Origin of the sequence: Hyphomonas sp. UBA4494, assembly GCF_002388935.1 — a bacterium.
In the GTDB taxonomy this organism is placed as follows: Bacteria; Pseudomonadota; Alphaproteobacteria; order Caulobacterales; family Hyphomonadaceae; genus Hyphomonas.
On record NZ_DGNK01000030.1, the window covers coordinates 18,994 to 36,807 of the forward strand.

Consider the following 17,814-nt stretch of genomic DNA (forward strand, 5'->3'; position numbering starts at 1 on the left):
GCCCCGCGCTAAGTCACAGCCATGTCCAAAGACACCTCTCCTCAGGAATTGTTCAAGCAGGCGCTGGCCACCACCACGAAAGCGATGAGTGCAGACCGTAATGTCGAGGTCGGCTTTGGCAATGATGTGGGCGGGGACGGTGAGACGATCACTCTGCGCACGCCGCCACAACAGCTGGAACCCCATATCGCTGCGCGCATTCGCGGCGAGGCAGATGCCATTGCCCTGCGTCGTGCGCACCACAATGCTGAGGCACATTTCGCGCATCGTCCCGGCGGGGATTTGCCCCGCAAGGTCTATGACGCGGCTGAACAGGCGCGCATCGAAAGCCTGGGCGCCAATGCCATGCGCGGTACGGCCGACAATCTCGACGCTGTCCTGGACCATCGCTGCCAGTCCGGCGAGTTCGCGATGGGCGCAGAAGACGCTGAGGCGGTGCTCGCGCCGGCGCTCGAATTTCTGCTGCGCGAGAAGCTGACCGGGCGCACCTTGCCGGACAGCGCGAAACGCGTGGCCGATGTCTGGCGCGAACGGGTCGAAGCCGAAACTGGGGGCGCAATTGACCGTCTGATCGCGCAATTGCACGATCAACCCGGCTTTGCACGCACAGTACGCGATATGATCCGGGACCTGACCGCCTCCGATGCGCCGGGCGAAGACGTGGAAACGCAGGAACAGGACGATTCGGAACAGTCCGAAGAGAATGAACAGCCCTCTGAAGGCGATCAGGACATGGAGTCCGAAGAGCAGATGGGTTCTTCCGCCGAGCAAATGGATGCGGGCGACACCGAGGAAATGGAAGGCGAGGAATCCAATGTCAGCGTCGACATGGATGTCGACGCCGAGGCCGATGACACGCCCGATGATGAGGAAGATGGTACCAAGCCGCTGCGCCCGAACTTCAAGGATGGCGACGATCGCAACCGGTTCAACTACAATGTCTTCACGCGCGAAAATGATGAAGTGGCCAATGCACCAGACCTCTGTGACGCTGAGGAACTGACGCGGTTGCGCGCCTATCTCGATCACCAGTTACAGGGACTGCAGGGCGCGGTGTCCAAACTTGCCAACAAGCTGCAGCGACGTTTGATGGCACAGCAGAACCGCTCCTGGAGCTTCGATCTTGAAGAGGGCGTGCTGGATACGGCCCGGCTGACGCGTGTGATCACCGACCCGACAGCGCCGCTCTCCTTCAAGCAGGAAGATGATTCGGAGTTCCGCGATACGATTGTGACGCTATTGCTGGATAATTCCGGTTCCATGCGCGGCCGGCCGATCATGGTGGCGGCGCTGTGTGCGGACATTCTGGCCCGCACACTGGAGCGCTGCGGCGTGAAAACGGAGATCCTCGGCTTTACGACCAAGGCGTGGAAGGGTGGCCTTTCGCGGGAGGACTGGGTCAAGGCCGGCAAGCCCGCCGGACCGGGGCGCCTGAATGACATTCGCCATATCGTCTACAAACAGGCTGACGCGCCATGGCGCCGGGCGCGCCGGAACCTCGGCCTGATGATGCGCGAAGGTCTGCTGAAGGAAAATATCGACGGCGAGGCCTTGCTATGGGCGCATGACCGGATGCTGGGGCGACCGGAACAGCGCAAGATCCTGATGGTGATTTCTGACGGCGCGCCGGTGGACGATTCCACACTGAACGTGAATGTCGGCAACTATCTCGAACGCCATCTGCGGCAGGTGATCGAAGAGATTGAAACCAAGAGCCCTGTGGAGCTGATCGCCATCGGCATCGGCCATGACGTGACACGTTACTACAAACGCGCCGTTACGATTGTGGACGCCGAACAGCTCGGTGGTGCGATGACGGAGCAATTGGCTAGCCTGTTCGACGAGAACGCGCCAGAGCCCAAGGCGATGGCCATTCCGCCTCTGACGAACAAGACAGTGCGCGGCGGCAGCGCCGTCTCAGGCGCCACCAGCGGCGCGCCAAGCTATGGCAAGAAAGTCGATCTCGGCCGGGCCGTGAAGGCGACGACCCTTACTGAAGTGAAGGGCCCGAAGAAGTAGGGTCAAGTGGGAAATCCGCCCGCCTTGCTGAGTGACGACGCAATCGGGTGCCCCAACACTTTTTCCAGCCAATGCGATGTCTCGATCAGCTTGCCGAGGTCCAGCCCGGTCTCGAAGCCGCCACGCTCCAGCATGTAGACCACATCCTCGGTGGCCACATTGCCTGTCGCCGCTGGGGCAAACGGACAGCCGCCAATGCCGCCACAGCTGGCATCGATGACATCGACCCCGCAATCAATGGCGGCCGCGACATTGGCGAGCGCTGCGCCGCGTGTGTCGTGGAAGTGCATGCGCAAATAGACATCCGGTGCTTCCATGCGCACGCGCTCGATCCGTTTGCGGACATCCCACGGGTCGGCCACACCAATCGTGTCACCCAGCGCCAGTTCGCTGACGCCCGCGCGCTGGGCCTGCGCAGCGAGATTGCCGACCAACTTGATGTCGACTTCGCCGTCGAACGGATCCCCGAAGGCAACCGATATCGTGGCGGACAGAGGGATGCCTGCCTCAAGTACGAGCGGGGCAATCTGCAGCAGGGCGTCCGCGCTGTCCTGCGGGGTCATGCCCTGATTGCGCATGCCGAAGGCTTCCGAGGCCACGAGCACAAAATTGATCTCGTCAGCCTTGGCGTCGATCGCGCGACGAACGCCTTTTTCGTTCAGGGCCAGCGCGATATGGCGCGTCGGCTTTGATCGGTCGACGCCTGCAAAGACCGCAGCAGAATCCGCCATTTTGGGCACGGCCTTGGGGCTGACGAAGCTGCCGGATTCCATCCGCCGAACGCCGGCCTCTTCCAGCCGGGCAATGAATTCCAGCTTCTGTTCGGTCGTCAGGTCGGCCGGATCATTCTGCAGCCCGTCGCGCGGGCCGACTTCTACAATGTCGATGCGTCTTGTCATGATGCCTATGTAATGTGCATTGAGGACAAATGACAGACTCCAAACGCCCCCTGGATGGCCTGCGCGTCATCGAACTCGGTCAGCTGATCGCTGGCCCCTTCTGTGGACAATTGCTCGGTGACTTCGGCGCCGAAGTGATCAAGGTCGAGGCGCCCGGCTTGCCGGACCCGGCCCGGGGCTGGGGCGCGGTCAAGAAGGATGACATCGGCCTGTTCTGGCCGATCATAGGTCGCAACAAGAAATCCCTGACCCTGAACCTCCGCGTCGAGGCGGGGCAGGCGATCCTGCGCGAACTGGTGAAGACCGCCGATATTCTGGTCGAGAATTTCCGGCCGGGCACACTGGAACGCTGGGGACTTGGACCAGACGTGCTGCACGAACTCAATCCCCGCCTCGTGATCACGCGCGTTTCCGGCTATGGCCAGACGGGACCGGAAAGCCACAAGGCAGGTTATGCCAGCGTGGGTGAAGCCAAGGGCGGCCTGCGCTACCTGATCGGCGAGCCGGACCGGTTGCCGGCGCGGGCCGGAGTTTCGCTCGGTGACACGATGACGGGCACATTCGCTGCGCTCGGCACGATGATGGCGCTGTTTGCCCGCGAGAAATCGGGGAAGGGGCAGGTAGTCGATGCGGCAATCTACGAAACCGTCATGGCCTTCATGGAGAGCCTGATCCCCGAATACGCCCTGATGGGGCATACGCGCGAGCGCAGCGGACCGATCCTGCCGCGGATTGCGCCGTCGGGCGTCTATCCATGCAGCGATGGCATGGTCATCATCGGCGCCAATCAGGACTCCCTGTTCCGCCGCCTCTCGGCCATGTGCGGAACGAAATGGTCTGACGATGCACGCTACGCAACGCATGATGCACGCGGCGAGAACCAGTTGGAACTGGATGAAATGATCTCGAACTGGACGAAACAGCGCACAATGGCAGATGTGCTGGCAACTTGCGAAGAGAATGGCATTCCCTGTGGGCCGGTGAACCGCGCCAAGGAGATGCTGGAAGATGCACATATTGCGGCGCGCAATGCCATCATCCGCGTGGCCCATCCGGTTCTGGGCGACGTACCGATGCAGGGCGTCTTTCCTAAACTGTCCGATACGCCCGGCGGGGTGGAAGAAACGTCTCCAAGCCTGAGTGAGCACACAGAAAGCATCCTTGCAGGCCTTGGATTCAGCGCGGACCAGCAGGCGGCGCTGCGCGCGCAGGGCGTCATTTAGGGCGAATCTTGACTGGCTCACCGGCGTCATTTCGATTAAGCCGCCCACATGACCGATTATCCCGATCCCCTTTCCGGCAGTGCGCAGGACGAGACGCTTGAGCTGCGCCCGAAATTCAATGCGGACGGCCTGGTTGCCGCCATCGCGCAGGATGCCGGAACTGGCGAAGTGCTGATGCTCGCCTGGATGAATGCCGACGCGCTTGCGGCGACGATCGAGACCGGGCGGGCAACCTACTGGTCCCGTTCGCGCGGAGCGCTATGGGTCAAAGGTGAAACGTCCGGGCATGTTCAGGACGTCATCGAGATCCGTATTGATTGCGATCAGGATGCTATCCTGCTGAAGGTCAACCAGACAGGCGGTGCCTGCCATACAGGGCGACCCAGCTGTTTCTACAGGATTTTGTCTCCAGATGGACGCAGTCTGTCTGTTGCCAACAACTGATACTTGAGATTGAATTTGCTGGAAGACAGAAGGGGGCCTCTGGCATGCGTCTTATCACTATAACTGCGGCAGTATCCGCACTGGCACTCGCGAGCGCATGCGGGTCAGAATCGCCTGCATCTACCGAGGCAACATTAGAATCGCCACCCGAAACACAGCAGGAAGCGGCGCTGGAAGTCGATGTGCTGGATTGCGGAACGATTGAAGTGTCTGACCTCGACGCGTTTTCGTCTGCCGGCGACTATGCCGGTGAGACTGACACGTTCACCGATTCCTGTTTCCTCGTGAGGCATCCTGATGGCAACTTGCTCTGGGATCTTGGTTTGCCAGGAGTGCTGGCTATTGCGGGCCCGCAAACGCAGCAGATCTTCACGGTTTCGCTCGAGCAGACAATTACCGAACAATTGGCAGATAGGGGGATGTCCCCAGACGATGTCGACTACGTGTCCATCTCTCACAGCCACTTCGATCATATCGGCCAGGCCGATCAGGTCGCGGGCTCGACTTGGCTGGTGAGCCAGAAAGAACTCGACGCCATGTTCGGGGAAGGGGCCGAAATTGCCCAGGAGCAGCAGGCGCTGTTTTCATTGTTCGCCCCCATGGAGCAGAAAGTCTTCGAAGACGAACTTGATGTTTTTGGTGATGGGAGCGTTGTGATTTTCGAGACGCCCGGACACACGCCGGGCCATACATCCCTGCAATTGATGATGCCGGAAACCGGCCCGGTCCTGTTGACCGGGGACCTCTACCATCGCGCTGAAAGCCGCGAGCTGAAGCGCGTTCCCCGCTTCAACTCCGATGAGGCCATGACCGTGTCGTCAATGGAGGCATTTGAGGCGCGTGCGGATGCCCTGGGCGCAAAGGTCATCATCCAGCATGAACCTGCGGACATTGACCCCCTCGAAGGTAAAATTCGGTGAGATTTCGTTTGAAGTCGTTTCCAATCGTTGCGGCCATCGTAATGTTGGCGTCGTGCTCAACTGCGACCAATTCATACTCGGCGCTGGACCAGCCCAATTCGGGGTGGTCGCTGGTTTTCCGGGACGAATTCAACGGACACGGAAAGCCTGATCCTGAAAAATGGATATCGCAGGAGTATAATCGCAAGAAAAATCCTGACGGCCCGGATGGCTGGTGGCTCAAGGATAATGTCAGTCTGACAGGATGGGGCCAACTCGAAATCAGCGCGACACAAATCCCGAATCGCAATCCTGAAGAGGATGACGATCCCTATGACTACGCATCCGGCATGGTTTCCACCGAAGGCAAGTTCGAAACGACGTTCGGCAGGTATGAAGCCCGCATAAAATTGCCACAGGATCCGGGCTGGTGGCTTGCCTTCTGGCTGTTCGCGGATGAGGTCCACCGAGTGGATGGATCGGGAGAGGACGGAACCGAGATCGACATCGTTGAAGCCTTTGGCTGGACTGACAAGATCAGCTATGCGCTTCACTGGGATGGGTATGGAAAACGCCACAAGACCAAGAACAAGCGCGAGTTCCACCCGGGAATTCGGAGTGGGTGGCACGTCTTCGCGCTGGAATGGACTGAAACCGAATATACATGGTTCGTGGACGGAGAGCAGGTCTGGCAAAGCGCTGCGGGCGGCGTGTCGAAAGTGCCCTTATGGGTGAAGCTATCCGGCGAGATAAGCACGCAGTCGACAGTGGCCCACAAATGGTGGTCCAACGTGCCGGATAACAAACGCTTACCTGATCGTTTCCTGGTCGACTGGGTCCGGGTGTACGAACGAGAAGCGCCGTAGGGTGCGGGGCACCCTACGGATTCCTTTTAATTTCCGCTTTCGATCAGGCGACGGGCAATAACCATGGCCTGAACTTCGCCAGCGCCTTCGAAAATGTTCAGAATACGAGCATCTTGCAAGATGCGGCTGATTGGGTATTCCAGCGCAAATCCGTTTCCGCCATGAATCTGCAGGGCGTTGTCAGCTGCAGCCCAGGCGATCCGTGCGGCAAGCAGTTTCGCCATGCCGGCTTCAAGGTCGCAGCGCTTTCCGCCATCCTTCTGGCGCGCCGAGAAATATGTCAGCTGGCGAACACCCACCAGTTCTGCGGCCATCATGACAAGCTTGTTTGAAACGCGCGGGAAGTCGAAGATCTGTTTGCCAAACTGGTTGCGATCCAGCGCATATTGAAGACCGGTTTCAAACGCATTTTGCGCAACGCCAATGGCGCGGGCCGCAGTCTGGATGCGAGCGCTTTCAAAGGTCGCCATCAGGTGCTTGAAGCCTTGGCCTTCGACACCGCCAAGCAGGTTCTCGGACTTCACCTTGAAATCATCGAATCCGATTTCGTATTCCTTCATCCCGCGATAGCCGAGGACTTCGATCTCGCCGCCGGTCATGCCGTCAGCAGGGAAGGGGGTGTCGTCTGTTCCGCGCGGCTTCTCCGCAAGCAGCATGGAGAGACCAGAGAAATTGTTTGTGGCGGGATCAGTCCGGGCCAGCAGTGTCATCAGATCGGCTCGCACGGGATGCGTGATCCATGTCTTGTTGCCTGTGACACTGTACTGAGAGCCGTCGTCGGACTTCACGGCGCGTGTCCGCAGCGAGCCAAGATCAGAGCCGGTATTCGGTTCAGTGAAGACGGCCGTTGGCAGGATTTCTCCGCTGGCAATTTGCGGCAACCAATGGGTCTTCTGGTCGTCCGTTCCGCCAATCAGGATCAGCTCCGCCGCGATCTCTGACCGGGTGCCGAGAGAGCCGGTGCCGATGTATCCCCGAGACAGTTCCTCTGAGACTACGCACATGGCAATCTTGCCCATGCCAAACCCGCCAAACTCTTCAGGGATGGTCAGGCCAAACACACCAAGCTCGGCCATTTCATTGACGACCTCCATCGGAATGTACTCATTCTTCAAGTGCCACTCATGGGCATGGGGTTTGATCTTGTCGGACGCGTATTTGGAAAATTGTTCGCGAACCATCGACATGGTTTCGTCCAGACCGGTTTCTTCAACCGTGTTCCGGCTTAGGGCGTCAGGTAGGCATTCAGCCGCAGCAGCCATCACAGCAGGGGTTTTTCCATCAATAATCAGCTGCTGGACGACCGGCGTCGCGAACAGGGCATCAGCTTCCGCAACGATGCCCAATTCGTGAGGGCGGATCACTTCGCCCTGATTCATGGGTACTCCACCAATCAGTTGAGCGCAGTATTCGCTAAAGAGAATTTGCGTCAGGAGCGCTTCGGTCGTGCTGAATTTGCCCTCTTGCTCCAGACGCGCGGCCCATTCGGCTGTCTGGCGTAGCGTTTCAGCATATGTGCCCAGCCAAGACAGGCCGTGGGCCATATGTTGCTGGCGTTCGAGTGCAGCCCGGTCAGGACGGCCATCCGCCTTGGTCAGCGCTTCGCGGCATTTGCCACGTGCAACGTCTACATAGGCGTCGACGGCTGCGCTCGCATCCTTGATGACAGCAACAAGGTTTGGAATTATCGCAGAATTCAGGGCCGGACCCTCAACAGCACCATCCATTCGAATTTCCTCCACTGGACTTTATTTTCGTTGAGTATAGGGCGCAGGTGGCGGCAAGTCATATATATTTTGTGCGCTGCAACAAAACGTCTCGGTTCGATGTCATGTAAAATTGAAGGATCACACCGGGTATCCTTGCGTTAACCGAAACTTCGGTTCCGGCTTTCTAAATGGCCCTTTCTGCCGCCACTTCCTAACGGAGCCGCCTCACATATGAACCCTTATGAACGTTTCCGCATTGTCTCGGGCTTCCTGGCGTCCAGCGCGGTGCTGGCGAGTGTCCTGGCATTTGGCCCGGTTGTGCGCCAGACCATTGTTGACGCCGCCGGTTCCAGCCAAGTCGCACAGTGGGCCGGACTGATAGGCTCGGGTGTGGTGCTGCTCGTGATCTGGTCTGTTCTGTCGGGTGTCCTCCTTCCGGGTGTTCTAAAGATGGGGGTGCTGCGTCGATGGGTCCTCGGCCGTGCTTTCGTGGAAGGCAGTTGGATTCAGGCTGAACGCGGTGGCCCAAATGGTCCACGCCTGGCCATCGTTTCAATGAAGCCTGCATACCACGGCATCCTTGTGACCTCCTCGACCCTGACTCGCATGGGCGAGATTGAGAGCGGCCTGCATGCAGAATTCCACCAAATCAGCTGGCCCAGACTGGACTTCAAGTTCCGCGAAACCTTGCCGTCGGACTCGGGCCGACAAGCCGAGGGTTTTGGCGAGATTCAGTTTGACCTGACCGGAGGCGCCCCGCGCCGGTATGCCGGCTGCTTGCAAGTGGCGGGTATGGACAAGCGCATCAAGACAGAAGGCATCAAGCTGACATCCTGGAAAGAGCGCCGGCAGCTGCGCTCCCTTGAGGGCCGTCGGGACGTACTGTCCAAATACTGGTCAGCCTTTTTCGAGGGGCCAATCGTGACAATTGCCCGCGATAGCGACAGGTCCGATTCCGGAGAGGTCAAGCGGTCCGGCAAAGTCGAAATCCTGCGTCAGCGTGGCGCGAAGGACTGGCGCAAATCGGACACCACGCCGACGGCTGATCGCATTCGCGATGAGTTTTCAGCTTCTTCCGACTAATCCTGACGCCGGATCGTCCGGCTCTGGCGCCGCATGATGGCCCGACCGATGGGTTCCGGCATGATGCGGGTCAGCGTGGCAAGACTTTTGTTGACGAGCCCCGGCACCACAACCGGTTGGCCGCGATTGACCGCATCAATGCCGGCTTTCACGACAGGCGCAGCCTCCATCCACATTCGCTTGCTCATCTCGTTCATCTGCTCGCGCGTGCCGTTCACGTCATGGAATTCACTATAGGTAAAGCCGGGACAGAGTGCCGTGCAGTGAATGTCCGCCCCTTCAAACGCGTCGCACTCGGCATTCAGGCTTTCGGAGAACTTGATGAGGCCCGACTTTACGCTGGCATAAAGCGTGTGCCCATTGCTGCCGGCGGCGTAGCCCGCAAGGGAGGCGACATTGATGATCCGGCCATAGCCGCGATCTGCCATGCCTGGCAGCACTTTGTGTGCAAGCTCGATCGGGGCGGTGTAGAGTACGCGAATGAATTCTGCCTGTGACTTCCAACTCGTATTGAAGAAGGTGCCCGGCAGGCCATAACCCGCATTGTTGACCAGCGCGTCGACATGGCGGCCCTGCTCGGACAGCGCGGAGATGATCTTGTCCGCGGAATTGGCGCGCGCGAGGTCCTGCGCGATACAAATCGCGTGAATGCCAAACTTCTCTTCCAGCTCTGCGGCGAGGTTGGTTAGCCGATCTTCGCGGCGTGCGGTGAGCGCAACATCCCAGCCCAATGCGGCGTACTGGCGGGCAAACTCAGCCCCAATTCCCGCTGATGCGCCCGTGATAAGGCAAAGTCGCCGGTCCATGGCCGTCTCCGTCCGAATTGCTGATGCTGGCGAGACTAGCGGCGCGCGCCCGGCATGCAAGGCAGGCTAGACACGCTGGACTAGGAAGCCCGCGCGTGGGAAATGCACATGCACTGTTTCCGCCTCTGATGAAGTGCGTTGGAGAATGATGCGCTGGGAGTCGGCGTGGACGAGTTCCCCTTTCACCCAGACCTGGCCATAATCATCGGGCGCAACGGCGACGTTTTCGCCCGGAGCAAATTGTTGCGGTTCGTTGCGGGTGGTCGCCGCCACAAGACGCGGCGCCGCATTCAGGCCGATCTCGAGGGCTTCTGCAGAGCTGATCGTGTCCGGGGTTTGCCCTTCAAACTCCTTCAGCCGCTCAAACCAGGCCTTGGTCAGGTCCGCTGTCTCGAAACATTTTTCGACGAAGTCGGGCAGATTTTCATACATGAACCAGACATTCATGTAGGCGTGAATGTCCACAAGGCCCGGTTTCATGCCGACGAGATAGATGCCGGACCCAGCGCCCTTGCCGCCCTGCAGGCGCTCTTCCAGCAGCATGAGTCGGGCCCGCCATTGGTCGCGCATCATGGGGGCAACAGCTTTCATTGCATTGGTGTCGAAGGGACGACCCGACAAGGCTTCGCGGTCCTTCCGGAACGCATCCGGTACGCTGTCGCCTCGCTCACCAAAGATGACCGCGACCGAGCTTTGGAACCAGCGGCCATCGGTCCAGCCGGCGACCATTTGGGCGAGGCCCTCATGACCGGGCAATTTGAGTGCCGGCATGGGGAAGCGGGCTTCGAGCTCCCGCAGGATGATGGCGGTATCGCAAAAAATGTCGGCGCCGATCTGAAGGACGGGTGTCCGGCGATAGCCCCCCGTCAGCGGCATCAGGGCTGGCCGAGGCATGATGACTGGAATTTCGACCCGGCTATAGGCGAGATTCTTCAGGCGCAGCGCGAGGCGGATTTTCTCTGCATAGGGTGACGTGGGATATTCATGCAGGATAATACTGCGCGCATCTGCCATTCTATTTCTCCCAGCCGTCTTTTTATTGGTCCCTATTCTTGCCGGGCTTTTCAGGCGCTGGAAAGCCTCAATTGGTCTGACAAGCCGCAAGAAACGGGTGGCGACAGGCTCTGCGGCGCGGCATTATTCTTACATGACCAATCTAGTTTCGCCTCTTGATGAACGCGTTGTCGCCTATGAGCGCATGGCCAATGCCCTGTCCTATCTGGGGGACACCTGGCAGGAATGGCCGGATCTTTCGACTGCAGCAAAGGCCGTAGGCCTGTCACCAAGCCATTTTCAGCGCGAATTTACCCGCTGGGCAGGGATCAGCCCAAAACAATACCAGTCCGCACTTGCCCACGCTGCGGCAGGTGATCTGTTGAGAGAGGGCGCAAGTGTTTTGGACGCCACTCTGGAGGCAGGCTTGTCAGGACCGGGGCGCCTGCATGATTTGTTCATCGCGCATGAAGGCCTCTCTCCCGGTGAAGCCAAGGCAGGCGGCAAGGGAGCCGATCTGGCCCTTGGCCGGGCGCCGACCCCATTCGGGGAAGGGGCCTGGCTCATGTCATCGCGGGGCCTGGTAGCGCTAGGGTTTGTTGATGAGAACGCCCCGGAACGCACCGGTTTTGAGCACCAGGGACGCAATGAAGAGCAGGCCTTTGCCGATCTTGCGGCGCGGTATCCGGATGCCAGCATTCGCCGGGATGACCACGAGGCCGAGACTCTGGCGCGCCGGGTGTTTGAATCCGGTGAGCCGCTCCCGGTTGCGCTCTATGGTACGCCGTTCCGCCGCCAGATCTGGCGGGCCTTGCTGGAAATTCCTGTCGGTGCGGTGTCAACCTATGGGGCCTTGGCGAAGGCCAGCGGCAATCCGAAGGCGGCCCGCGCTGTCGGTGCGGCAGTGGGCGCAAATCCGATCAGTTGGTTCATTCCCTGTCACCGTGCCCTTGCGGCGGACGGCCGGCTCCATAATTATCATTGGGGTGTGGCGCGCAAGCGTGCCATGCTGACCCTCGAACGCGCCTGCGCAGCCTGAACCAGGCGGTGGGCAGTCGGCCCACGCCGCCCAAGCTGGATTCCGCACCGCCCATGATACTTTTCCTGATCATACTCGTTGGCCTTGTCGCCTGGGGGGCTCACCTTGCCTGGCGCTGGAAGCAGACGCGGGACTTCGCGCCGGAAGTATTGGCGGTGCGCAAGGCAGCCGGAGAAGTGCCGGAAGATGTCAGCGCTGCCGAGTTCACGGATCTCTATCTACGCAGTGAAGGCCCGCGCGCGGCGACCTATTTCTTCGCCTGCGCTGCGATCGTTTTTGTTCTGCTGGCACCTTTCGTGGCCGGCTTCAATCAGGTTTGGCGGATGATCTGGCGGCTGAGCGGCCAGTCACCTGTTTTCGAAACGGGGACGCTAATTCACACATTTTCGGTTTTCGTCGCCTTCATGCTGGCATCGATCGGCCTGCTTGCCATCGCTATGCGGCGGTACTACGCGCTGATGCCGCCTAGTTTCAAACATGTCATTCGGGACCTTAATGGAGGCCAGTCATGAGCATTCAATATCTGCACACAATGGTGCGCGTCAGTGACATTGACGCGTCGCTGAAATTTTTCTGCGATGGCCTGGGCCTGACAGAGGTCAGCCGGATGGACAGCGAAGCGGGGCGGTTCACGCTCGTTTTTCTGGCCACGCCGGAAGATGTCGAGCGTATGGGCGGCATGCCGGACGGCGTCAGCCCGACCCAGACCGACATTCCGATGGTGGAGCTGACCTATAATTGGGACCCCGAAGACTATGCAGGTGGCCGCAATTTCGGCCATCTGGCGTATATGGTCGACGACATTTACGGCGCGGTTGAACGGCTGCAGAAAATTGGCGTGACCATCAACCGGCCGCCGCGCGATGGCCGAATGGCATTTATTCGTTCGCCAGACGGCATCTCGGTCGAATTGCTGCAAAAGGGCGAGCCGCTGTCTCCGAAAGAGCCGTGGGCGAGCGCAGAGAATATCGGCGCCTGGTAGGTCCCGTCCCGAAGCGCTGGTCCATAAACCAGCCCATAAACTGTCCATAAAGTGCCCGCATATATGGGCTTTGTGTCCAAATACACCCGGACAGAAAAAGCCCCGCCTGGTCTGAACCGGGCGGGGCTTTTCATTTCGGTAGGGTCAGCGCCTATTCCTTTTCAGGATGGCGCTCCTCCTCTCGGTAGTCATGCACAGGATGACCCTTGTCCGGATCGCCATTCGATTTGTGCATGGCGGCGACGACGCCTGACAGGGCAAGGATGGCGATCAGGTTCGGGAACGCCATTGAGGCATTTGCGATGTCCCCCAGCAGCCAGAGCCAGTCAGCCGCGGCAACCGAGCCGAGGAATACGACCACGACCCAGATATAGCGGAACGGGTGTGTCGCCCATTCGCCGATCAGATACGTCACGGCCTGCTCGCCATAGTATGACCAGCCAATGATGGTGGTGAAGGCGAAGAAGAACAGTGCGACTGGCACGATCCACGGGCCCACCACCGGAATGGCGGCGGCATAGGCGCGCGTGGTGACGGCAGCCGAGTTCGCATCTGTTTCCCAGGCATGGTCCACATCCATCAGAACTTCCGGATTGCCGGACGCGTCGAGCGCTTGCTGATTGACTTCAACCTGACCAGATGCCTGGCAGGCCAGGAGGTAGGACTGGGCTGTCGGTCCCACTGCGGCGATCTTCGCTTCGCGGCCATCTTCGTAAGCAGAAGGGAACAGGTCCCCCACACCGTATTTGGCACCGTCAGTCGCACCCGGGTTCACCGGCATTTCAATGCCTGCATCAAAACAGGCATTGGCCGCCATCAGGGCAGGGCTTTTCTTGAAGTCGCCCTGAACTGTGAGGATGACCAGCGCAGTCATGGTGCAGATGATGATCGTGTCGATGAACACGCCAATCATGGCGATTTCGCCCTGCATGACCGGGTTCTTGGTCTGGGCGGCAGCATGGGCAATCGGGGCGGAACCCTGACCGGCTTCGTTCGAGAACAGGCCCCGGGCGATACCGTAACGAACCGCCTGCATGACGCCGTAGCCAGCCGCGCCGCCAGCAGCTTCTTTCCAGCCAAACGCCGTGCCGATGATCTGCATGAAGGCGCCCGGCACCTTGTCCGCATTGATCACAAGCACGATGAAGGCGACCAGCACATAGAGGCCAGCCATGACCGGCACGACCTTGCCAGCGAACGAGCCAATGGATTTGATGCCGCCGATAATGACCGCGAAGACCAGGACAGACAGGATAATGCCCACGCTCCAGTTCGGAATGCTGACGCCCATATGGGAGCCGGTTTCCAGCGCAGCTTCGGTGATGGAATTGGCCTGGATCATCGAGCCGGTTGCCATGGCGGAGAACAGCGTGCCGAGACAGAAAATGACGGCGAGCCAGCCCCAGCCTTTGCCGAGGCCATTCTTGATATAATACATCGGACCGCCATTGATGCGGCCATATTCGTCGGTCTCACGATACTTGATGGCCAGCGAGCTTTCCGAGAAGGCCAGCGCCATGCCGAACAGGGCAACCACCCACATCCAGAAGATCGCGCCGGGACCGCCCAATGTAATGGCCGTGGCCACACCGGCGAGGTTCCCCGTGCCGACCTGACCGGACAGGGCTGTGGAGAGCGCCTGCCAAGGTGTGATGGCGCCGTCTTCGCCTTGTGCCTTGCGGCCTCGCCAGACTTCGACCACCGCCGGCACGAACCGGAGAATCGGGCGCGCGCCCAGTCGAACCATCATGAACAGGCCAGTGCCCAGGAGGACAACGGCAAGCGGGCCGATCTGGCCCGGAATGACGACAGTATCTCCCCAGGTTCCTCCCCAGATGAATCCTGAGACGTTCTCGATAAGCTTAATGATATCCATGGGCCTCCCCGGCTCCTTTGATTGCTTGACCGCACCCTAGCTAGCTTTCCGGCGCTGTGAAGCTTTTGTCGCAGGATCGGGACGCGTTTGCTGCGGCTGCAGGCGAGGCGCACAAGGTTCTGGCAGCGACAGTCATTTTCAGGCATAAGCCCGCGCATGACCACACCAGAGGCGAAACAGAACACCAAGGGTCTCTTCATCAAGACCTATGGGTGCCAGATGAATGTCTATGATTCCGAGCGCATGCGGGACGTATTGCGTCCGCTCGGCTATGCGCCGGTTGATACGCCGGAAGCGGCAGACCTCGTTGTGCTGAACACGTGCCATATTCGTGAAAAGGCCACCGAAAAAGTCTATTCCGAACTCGGCCAGTTGAAGCGCATGAAGCGCAAGACTGGTCGCAACATGACAATCGCCGTGGCTGGCTGTGTTGCGCAGGCCGAAGGCGAAGAGATCATGCGCCGCCAGCCGCTGGTCGACCTCGTGCTGGGACCGCAGGCCTATCACAAGCTGCCGGAGATGATTGCACGCGCCAGCCGCGCTGTGGGTGACCGGCTGGAAACCGAATTCGATACGCTCGAAAAGTTCGACGCGCTGCCCAAAGTCCGTGAGGCGGATGGCCCGACCGCCTTCCTCTCGGTGCAGGAAGGTTGCGACAAGTTCTGCACTTTCTGTGTCGTGCCCTATACGCGTGGCGCTGAGCTTTCCCGCTCGGTGGACGACATCGTGATGGAGGCACGTAACCTGGCTGCGCAGGGCGTGCGGGAGATCACCTTGCTCGGCCAGAATGTGAACGCATTCCATGGCGCTGCGCCGGCCGTTGAAGGGGGAGACGACTGGACGCTGGGCCAGCTTTGTCGCCACATTGCGAAGATCGGCGGCATTGAACGTATCCGCTATACGACGAGCCATCCGCGCGACATGGAAGACGATCTGATCGCGGCACATGGCGACACGCCACAGATGCAACCCTTCCTGCATTTGCCCGTTCAGTCGGGGTCTGACCGTATCCTGAAGGCCATGAACCGTAGCCACACGGCAGACGCGTACAGGGAGATCATTCGCAAAGTGCGCGCGGCCCAGCCAGATATCGCCATAGCTTCAGATTTCATTGTCGGCTTTCCGGGAGAGAGCGACGAGGACTTCGAAGCGACCATGCAACTCGTGCGCGATGTGAATTATGCGGTGGCCTATTCATTCAAATATTCGCAGCGACCAGGCACGCCGGCGGCAGAGATGTTCGGTCAGGTGCCGGAAGACGTGAAGGATGTGCGCCTGCAAGCCTTGCAGAAACTGCTCCGTGACCAGCAGACCGAGTTCAACGAGTCCAAGATCGGCCAGACCGTGCCCGTGCTTGTCACAGGGCGTGGACGCCTTGAAGGGCAGGCGCATGGGCGGTCTCCGTGGATGCAATCCGTTCACTTTCAGGGACCGGAAGAGCTGACGGGTCAGATTGTCGATGTGAAAGTGAATGGCGCAACAATGAGTTCGCTCACCGGCGATCTTGTGCGTGAACATGAGGTGGCGCTTTGAGCGTGAAACGTCGTCCGTCCGCTTCGCCTGAAGCCCCTGTCAGTCGCATCTTCGAAGTCCGCAACGCGGAATGGCTGCGAGATATCTGTGGACCGCATCACCGCCACCTCCAGCTTTTGGAGACACGTCTGGCCGACTATGGCCTGAAGGCGGAAAGTCAGGGCGGGGGCATCCTGCTTGTCGGCAGGGCCGAGGGCGTGTCGATTGCCGAGGCGGTGCTTGCAGAGCTCGAGCGCCGATTGCGCACGGGCGCCGAAATTTCCGACATGGATGTCGATGGAGCTGTGGAAGCTGCGCAGACGCCGTCGCAGACCTTTGGAACCTTCCGCTCGCTGAAGAAGCCGATCACCCCGCAGACGCGTGGCCAGTCACGCTATATCGACCTGCTGGCCAATCCTGACAATGCGATGATCTTCGGGGTCGGTCCGGCCGGAACCGGCAAGACCTTTCTCGCGGTCGCGGCGGGGGTATCCGAACTTCTGTCCGGCACGCGCCAGCGCCTGATCGTGACGCGGCCCGCTGTCGAGGCTGGTGAGAAGCTCGGCTTCCTGCCGGGGACGCTGGAAGAAAAAGTTGATCCTTACATGCTGCCGATCTGGGACTCGCTGCGCGAGCTGATGGGACAGGAACAGATGGAGCGCCGCATGGCGCGCGGCGAGATTGAAGTTGCGCCGCTCGCCTTCATGCGTGGACGTACGCTGAAGAATGCCTTCGTCATCGTGGATGAAGCGCAGAACACAACCGTGCCGCAGATGAAGATGGTGCTGACGCGGCTGGGCCGTGACAGCCGCATGGTGATTACCGGCGATCCGGGCCAGGTGGATTTGCCGGGCAGCCAGCCATCGGGCCTCAAGCACGCCTTGCAAATCCTGTCTGATGTCGAAGGCGTCAATGTCCACACGCTCACCGCGGCGGATGTTGTCCGTCACGGGCTGGTCAGCCGCATCATTGATGCCTACGCCGCCCACGGAGAGGGTTGATCGCCGCGCGCATGATCGAACTTGATCTTATCATCGAAGAGGATCGCTGGTCGGCAATTCCTGATCTGGAAGCTGTGTGCCAGACGGCGTTCAAGGCTGGCGCGACTGTTGAGCCAGCGAAGGGTGTCGTGTCCCTGCTATTGGCTGATAATGACGCGTTACAGGCGCTGAACCTGCAGTTTCGGGCCAAGGACAAGCCGACGGATGTGCTCTCATTCCCGGCCGATCCGATGGACCGGCCCCTGCTGGGCGATATTGCGGTGGCCTTTGGCGTCGCCGAGGCTGATGCCAGAGCGCAAGGCAAGTCGCTTGCCGATCACCTGACCCATCTTCTAATTCATGGCTATCTCCACTTGTTGGGGCACGACCATGAAATCACCCATGATGCCGAGACGATGGAGGGCCTCGAAATAAAGGCGCTTGCATCGCTGGGCATTGATAATCCATATTTGATGAACTGAAT

17 protein-coding genes are annotated in these 17,814 nt (G+C 59.8%); 12 read left to right on the forward strand and 5 right to left on the reverse strand.

Going from position 1 to position 17,814, the window contains the following annotated elements; all coding sequences use genetic code 11:
* Positions 1 to 21: 21 nt before the first annotated feature.
* Complete coding sequence (cobT, locus tag B2P82_RS10905; protein WP_290497032.1) at positions 22 to 2,019, forward strand: cobaltochelatase subunit CobT; 1,998 nt, start codon at positions 22 to 24, stop codon at positions 2,017 to 2,019.
* A gap of 2 nt (positions 2,020 to 2,021) precedes the next feature.
* On the opposite strand, the gene B2P82_RS10910 is transcribed toward cobT, so the two are convergent.
* Entirely contained in the window at positions 2,022 to 2,918 is an 897-nt protein-coding gene (locus tag B2P82_RS10910) for a hydroxymethylglutaryl-CoA lyase (RefSeq protein WP_290497033.1), read from the reverse strand.
* 29 nt (positions 2,919 to 2,947) lie between these two features.
* Between B2P82_RS10910 and B2P82_RS10915 the strand changes: the two genes are divergently transcribed.
* Genes B2P82_RS10915 through B2P82_RS10930 form a run of 4 tightly spaced genes read left to right on the forward strand, consistent with a single transcriptional unit; the run spans position 2,948 to position 6,350 of the window.
* The gene (locus B2P82_RS10915; RefSeq protein WP_290497034.1) at positions 2,948 to 4,141 is read left to right on the forward strand and encodes a CaiB/BaiF CoA transferase family protein; all 1,194 of its coding nucleotides are present in this window, start codon (positions 2,948 to 2,950) and stop codon (positions 4,139 to 4,141) included.
* A 48-nt stretch (positions 4,142 to 4,189) separates the two neighbouring features.
* Positions 4,190 to 4,585, forward strand: coding sequence for a phosphoribosyl-AMP cyclohydrolase (gene hisI / locus B2P82_RS10920; protein ID WP_206991853.1), 396 nt, complete (start codon positions 4,190 to 4,192; stop codon positions 4,583 to 4,585).
* Between the two features lie 44 nt (positions 4,586 to 4,629).
* Complete coding sequence (locus B2P82_RS10925; protein WP_206991854.1) at positions 4,630 to 5,505, forward strand: N-acyl homoserine lactonase family protein; 876 nt, start codon at positions 4,630 to 4,632, stop codon at positions 5,503 to 5,505.
* 8 nt (positions 5,506 to 5,513) lie between these two features.
* A complete protein-coding gene (locus B2P82_RS10930) occupies positions 5,514 to 6,350 on the forward strand; it encodes a glycoside hydrolase family 16 protein (protein ID WP_206991855.1) in 837 nt (278 codons plus the stop codon).
* 26 nt (positions 6,351 to 6,376) lie between these two features.
* On the opposite strand, the gene B2P82_RS10935 is transcribed toward B2P82_RS10930, so the two are convergent.
* Positions 6,377 to 8,077, reverse strand: a complete 1,701-nt coding sequence (locus B2P82_RS10935; RefSeq protein ID WP_290497035.1) for an acyl-CoA dehydrogenase family protein — start codon at positions 8,075 to 8,077, stop codon at positions 6,377 to 6,379.
* 213 nt (positions 8,078 to 8,290) lie between these two features.
* Here B2P82_RS10935 and B2P82_RS10940 point away from each other — a divergent pair, with 213 nt between their 5' ends.
* Positions 8,291 to 9,142: a hypothetical protein gene (locus B2P82_RS10940; RefSeq protein ID WP_290497036.1), complete on the forward strand. Its 852-nt coding sequence runs from the start codon at positions 8,291 to 8,293 to the stop codon at positions 9,140 to 9,142.
* Here the strand turns inward: B2P82_RS10940 and B2P82_RS10945 are convergent.
* Together B2P82_RS10945 and B2P82_RS10950 are read right to left on the reverse strand one after the other, a co-directional pair.
* On the reverse strand, positions 9,139 to 9,948 hold the full coding sequence (locus B2P82_RS10945) for an SDR family NAD(P)-dependent oxidoreductase (protein WP_290497037.1): 810 nt from the start codon (positions 9,946 to 9,948) through the stop codon (positions 9,139 to 9,141). The genes B2P82_RS10940 and B2P82_RS10945 overlap by 4 nt on opposite strands.
* A 66-nt stretch (positions 9,949 to 10,014) precedes the next feature.
* Entirely contained in the window at positions 10,015 to 10,962 is a 948-nt protein-coding gene (locus B2P82_RS10950) for a glutathione S-transferase family protein (protein ID WP_290497038.1), read from the reverse strand.
* Positions 10,963 to 11,095: 133 nt separating this feature from the next.
* Between B2P82_RS10950 and B2P82_RS10955 the strand changes: the two genes are divergently transcribed.
* The 3 genes from B2P82_RS10955 to B2P82_RS10965 are packed head-to-tail and all read left to right on the forward strand — an operon-like array spanning position 11,096 to position 12,962.
* Positions 11,096 to 11,980, forward strand: a complete 885-nt coding sequence (locus B2P82_RS10955) for a bifunctional helix-turn-helix domain-containing protein/methylated-DNA--[protein]-cysteine S-methyltransferase (RefSeq protein ID WP_290497039.1) — start codon at positions 11,096 to 11,098, stop codon at positions 11,978 to 11,980.
* 53 nt (positions 11,981 to 12,033) lie between these two features.
* Complete coding sequence (locus B2P82_RS10960) at positions 12,034 to 12,492, forward strand: hypothetical protein (RefSeq protein WP_290497040.1); 459 nt, start codon at positions 12,034 to 12,036, stop codon at positions 12,490 to 12,492.
* A complete protein-coding gene (locus B2P82_RS10965) occupies positions 12,489 to 12,962 on the forward strand; it encodes a VOC family protein (protein ID WP_290480364.1) in 474 nt (157 codons plus the stop codon). Before B2P82_RS10960 ends, B2P82_RS10965 begins: the two co-directional genes overlap by 4 nt.
* 151 nt (positions 12,963 to 13,113) lie before the next feature.
* Here B2P82_RS10965 and B2P82_RS10970 read toward each other — a convergent pair whose 3' ends face one another.
* The gene (locus B2P82_RS10970) at positions 13,114 to 14,838 is read right to left on the reverse strand and encodes an alanine/glycine:cation symporter family protein (protein WP_290480365.1); all 1,725 of its coding nucleotides are present in this window, start codon (positions 14,836 to 14,838) and stop codon (positions 13,114 to 13,116) included.
* A 156-nt stretch (positions 14,839 to 14,994) separates the two neighbouring features.
* On the opposite strand from B2P82_RS10970, the gene miaB reads away from it, so the two are divergent.
* From miaB to ybeY, 3 genes are read left to right on the forward strand one after another with little or no spacing between them, the layout of a single operon-like run.
* Positions 14,995 to 16,371, forward strand: coding sequence for a tRNA (N6-isopentenyl adenosine(37)-C2)-methylthiotransferase MiaB (miaB, locus tag B2P82_RS10975; RefSeq protein WP_290497041.1), 1,377 nt, complete (start codon positions 14,995 to 14,997; stop codon positions 16,369 to 16,371).
* Positions 16,372 to 16,373: 2 nt separating this feature from the next.
* Positions 16,374 to 17,351, forward strand: coding sequence for a PhoH family protein (locus tag B2P82_RS10980; RefSeq protein WP_290497042.1), 978 nt, complete (start codon positions 16,374 to 16,376; stop codon positions 17,349 to 17,351).
* An 11-nt stretch (positions 17,352 to 17,362) separates the two neighbouring features.
* Positions 17,363 to 17,812, forward strand: coding sequence for an rRNA maturation RNase YbeY (gene ybeY / locus B2P82_RS10985; protein WP_034817476.1), 450 nt, complete (start codon positions 17,363 to 17,365; stop codon positions 17,810 to 17,812).
* Positions 17,813 to 17,814 lie beyond the last annotated feature (2 nt).

Coding starts and splice junctions, on each gene's coding strand:
- B2P82_RS10960 (WP_290497040.1), top strand. CDS start 12,034: ATGATACTTTTCCTGATCATACTCGTTGGCCTTGTCGCCTGGGGGGCT.
- cobT (WP_290497032.1), top strand. CDS start 22: ATGTCCAAAGACACCTCTCCTCAGGAATTGTTCAAGCAGGCGCTGGCC.
- B2P82_RS10950 (WP_290497038.1), bottom strand. CDS start 10,962: ATGGCAGATGCGCGCAGTATTATCCTGCATGAATATCCCACGTCACCC.
- B2P82_RS10965 (WP_290480364.1), top strand. CDS start 12,489: ATGAGCATTCAATATCTGCACACAATGGTGCGCGTCAGTGACATTGAC.
- B2P82_RS10910 (WP_290497033.1), bottom strand. CDS start 2,918: ATGACAAGACGCATCGACATTGTAGAAGTCGGCCCGCGCGACGGGCTG.
- B2P82_RS10925 (WP_206991854.1), top strand. CDS start 4,630: ATGCGTCTTATCACTATAACTGCGGCAGTATCCGCACTGGCACTCGCG.
- hisI (WP_206991853.1), top strand. CDS start 4,190: ATGACCGATTATCCCGATCCCCTTTCCGGCAGTGCGCAGGACGAGACG.
- B2P82_RS10940 (WP_290497036.1), top strand. CDS start 8,291: ATGAACCCTTATGAACGTTTCCGCATTGTCTCGGGCTTCCTGGCGTCC.
- ybeY (WP_034817476.1), top strand. CDS start 17,363: ATGATCGAACTTGATCTTATCATCGAAGAGGATCGCTGGTCGGCAATT.
- B2P82_RS10970 (WP_290480365.1), bottom strand. CDS start 14,838: ATGGATATCATTAAGCTTATCGAGAACGTCTCAGGATTCATCTGGGGA.
- B2P82_RS10935 (WP_290497035.1), bottom strand. CDS start 8,077: ATGGATGGTGCTGTTGAGGGTCCGGCCCTGAATTCTGCGATAATTCCA.
- miaB (WP_290497041.1), top strand. CDS start 14,995: ATGACCACACCAGAGGCGAAACAGAACACCAAGGGTCTCTTCATCAAG.
- B2P82_RS10955 (WP_290497039.1), top strand. CDS start 11,096: ATGACCAATCTAGTTTCGCCTCTTGATGAACGCGTTGTCGCCTATGAG.
- B2P82_RS10945 (WP_290497037.1), bottom strand. CDS start 9,948: ATGGACCGGCGACTTTGCCTTATCACGGGCGCATCAGCGGGAATTGGG.
- B2P82_RS10915 (WP_290497034.1), top strand. CDS start 2,948: ATGACAGACTCCAAACGCCCCCTGGATGGCCTGCGCGTCATCGAACTC.